2 protein-coding genes are annotated in these 1,563 nt (G+C 62.1%); both read right to left on the bottom strand.

Annotated elements, in window-relative coordinates; translation table 11 throughout:
* Window positions 1–428, bottom strand: a 428-nt coding sequence (locus tag RCH15_RS19000) for an RHS repeat domain-containing protein (RefSeq protein ID WP_326962209.1), incomplete at its 3' end; no start/stop codon positions are given.
* Window positions 429–743: 315 nt separating this feature from the next.
* Complete coding sequence (locus RCH15_RS18995; RefSeq protein WP_326962208.1) at window positions 744–1,172, bottom strand: hypothetical protein; 429 nt, start codon at window positions 1,170–1,172, stop codon at window positions 744–746.
* Between the last annotated feature and the right edge of the window lie 391 nt (window positions 1,173–1,563).

Here is a 1,563-nt window from a genome sequence, read left to right as displayed (position 1 = left end):
GTGATACGCCCTGCGGCGTCGTGGGTGAATACCGCCTCGCCCAGCCGTGGATTGGCGACGGCGGTCACCCGGCCCGCGGCATTCCGGACGTACGTCGTGGTGGTGCCGTGCGCGTCGGTGAACCGGGTCCGGTTCCCGTCGCCGTCGTACCCCCAGGACAGGCCCTGGCCGCCGCGGGTGCGGGAGGCCAGCTGCCAGCGCCGGTCAAACCCGAGTTCGTGATCCACCGCCAGCCCGTCAGCGCCCGTGTAATCGGTAATGATTATGAGGCGGCGGATCAGGTCACGCTCGACGGCGGCCAGCAGCTTCCCGTCGACCGAAGTGGCGGCTTCCTGCCCGGCGGCGTCATAAGTCCAGGTAGTGGTGTGCACGTCCGGATCGGTCTGGGACAGCTGCAGCCCGGCGGGATCGTAAGTGGCTGTGCCCACCCACCGAGCAGGTCGGTGACGGAATCAACCTGGTCCGTGGCCGAGTAGGTATAGGTGGTCACCCCGCCCACGGGGACGGTGATCCGAACCAAACGCCCGCGGACGTCTTACTCGAACGGGGTCCGTCCGCCGACGCCGTTGACCGTCTCGGTCAGTTCCCCGGCGGCGTTGTATTTGAACCGGCGGGTCCCGTACCAGGAATCCTGGGAAAAGGTCAGCCGCCCGGCCTTGTCATAGCCGGTCCGCGAAACGCCCTGCTGCGACTACCACGCGGTGGACAATTCATCGAACAAGCAGCAGGACAAAATCGACAGGTTACCCGGGAAAATACCCGCCGTTCGCCAAGATTGCACTCGCCATTCCCCACTGGGCGCCGGCACAAGCCAAGATCATCGCCGTCCCAAAGACGTATACCCCGACACGCCCTGCCTTCGTCATCTGATGCGCATCAGGCTTTCGACCTGACCGCCATAAGCCGATGAGAACGAGGAGGCAGGGAATCATCGCGATCTGCATCGGGATCCCGCTACCGTTCCGGTTGTATTTTCCGTCATACGGCATTCGGGTATCCCAGGGAACGTTGGTGAAGGCAAAAACGGCAATACCGACGCACGCCACGAAAGCGATCACGCAAAGAGAATCAATGAACTTGGAGGCCTTCTTCCCCAGGAGCAGGTCCTCGTCCGTGAACTTACCTCGCGAATCTTCATTCCCTGCACCAGAACTCGAACCGTTGGTCACCACGGTTCCACTCCCATCCCACTCTTAATAACTTCTCCGCTGACAGATTTCACGCTTTCAACAATAGCCCCAACGTGAGCCCCACCGTAGGCAGCGCACGAATGGGTCATCCAACCAGGATTCGAGCCCAAGTCAGAAGCCCCAGGGAATCGCGAAGTAAGGGCGCCGCCGGCGCCGTCGAACAATATCTCGGGACCGTTGTACGCCTCCCCGGTGATTGCATGGTCCACGGCGCCTCCCGCTAGAGAACCTCCCGTAGCGACACCATATTCAGTAAACCTTGAAATACGGCCAAACATAGGGCCTGCGAGGTGCCCGCCTTGGGACCCCAGAGCCCCGCTGACGACGCCGTTGGTAAGTGCACCGAAGGCACCCCTTGTTGACCAGTCTTTCT

The organism is Arthrobacter sp. MP_M4 (genome assembly GCF_035984855.1).
Taxonomy (GTDB): domain Bacteria; phylum Actinomycetota; class Actinomycetes; order Actinomycetales; family Micrococcaceae; genus Arthrobacter.
This window is presented reverse-complemented; position numbering and strand designations above follow the sequence as displayed.